This is a genomic window from Synechococcus sp. WC10meta (genome assembly GCF_047461475.1).
Map to the genome: position 1 here is coordinate 1 of NZ_JANSHF010000036.1, position 1,223 is coordinate 1,223.

The 1,223-nt window shown below is 51.5% G+C and carries 3 protein-coding genes; all 3 read right to left on the reverse strand.

Going from position 1 to position 1,223, the window contains the following annotated elements; genetic code table 11:
• A partial coding sequence (gene cas1 / locus NW804_RS10315; protein ID WP_414423486.1) for a CRISPR-associated endonuclease Cas1 occupies positions 1 to 616 on the reverse strand: 616 nt, incomplete at its 3' end.
• A gap of 59 nt (positions 617 to 675) precedes the next feature.
• Positions 676 to 975 carry a CRISPR-associated protein Csx18 gene (csx18, locus tag NW804_RS10320; RefSeq protein WP_414421979.1) on the reverse strand — a complete coding sequence of 100 codons (300 nt, stop codon included), beginning with the start codon at positions 973 to 975 and terminating at the stop codon, positions 676 to 678.
• A 49-nt stretch (positions 976 to 1,024) separates the two neighbouring features.
• Positions 1,025 to 1,223: hypothetical protein (locus NW804_RS10325; RefSeq protein ID WP_414423487.1), on the reverse strand; the 199-nt coding region annotated here is incomplete at its 5' end.

Sequence of the window (1,223 nt, forward strand, 5' to 3'; positions counted from 1 at the left end):
CACTGCTAGCGTGCAAGCAACCCTGATAGGGATCCAAATCTTGCAGCTCAACCAGGGTTAATAGATGGTTCCAGAGCACCATGTAGCCAAAGCTGAGCATGGCATTAACCGGGTTAGTGGGCGGCTGTCGAGTGCGGTTAAGCAAAACAAAGCCCCTTTGCTGAAGGCAATTTCCCAATTCCGGGAAATACAGAGCCGCAGCCGCTCCTTCAATGCCCCGCAATTGATCTAGAGACTTGGCCTCAAGAGCTTGAGCAGCCAAATGTTCCAGACTGCGCAGGGTCAGATCCCCTGTCTCAGTGGGGCGCTGCCTGAGCTGCCTCATCAGCAGCACTCGGCTATTGAGAAGCTTGGCTCGCACCATCTGGGCTGCCGTTTGCAATCGCCATTCTTCAGGGAGCGCCTGTTGCAAATGAGCTAAGCGGCGGTACCCCCTCTCTATAGGAACAAGGCGACCATAGCAATAGCCTAGCCGGGAGAGATAGGCAATAGGAATATTCCGCCTCAGGCACGCTCTCACTACGTCTGTGGTTACCTGGGATCGGCCAAAGATTAAAATTTGCTCCAGCAAGGGTAGAGGCACCTCCTGCAAGAGCGACTCGCCCAAATAGACCATTACGAACTCTTGCTTAAGGCTTAGCCTACACCCCTGCTGAGAGACATATAAAGTTCGCATTATTCGTCATGACGACGCAGATCTTCAGCGCCTCGCCTCTGATCTATGGCGTTGCCGGGTTTAGAGCGGCCACGCTCCGGTAAAATCTCAACATCAATTTCAGGACTTGACAAGAAATCCATCACGATCTCGGCCAGAATGCCCGAAAAGAAGCTGGCAATCGCGACAAGAATGGTATTGGTAATCACGGCTGCCAATCCCAAAGGGGCAATTAGCAGGATGGCCAGCGTGATCGAGCCGTTGACCACAGCTGTAACAAGGTTTCTAAGAACTTTGGCATTGATCCTCTTTTTAGACATTTTATTCCTCCTCTAGAGATTCTCCAAGATCTCTACCTCAAGGGCCAGATTATTCCAAAATCGTCAGCATTTTTCCTGAGCTGTTCAAGATAACTTTTCCTAGGATCCACCGTTGCCCCAAAAACAGTAACCACTTGGTAATCATCCAAATCGGCAATCCAAACCGGAGAAGGCACAGCACCACCCTGTACACCCCCACACAAACATCGGTCGTACCGGCCTTCTCCCTGCCGACCCAAGCGATGCAA

Excerpts from the sequence above, each read along its gene's own strand:
- csx18 (WP_414421979.1), bottom strand. The coding sequence starts at position 975 with ATGTCTAAAAAGAGGATCAATGCCAAAGTTCTTAGAAACCTTGTTACA.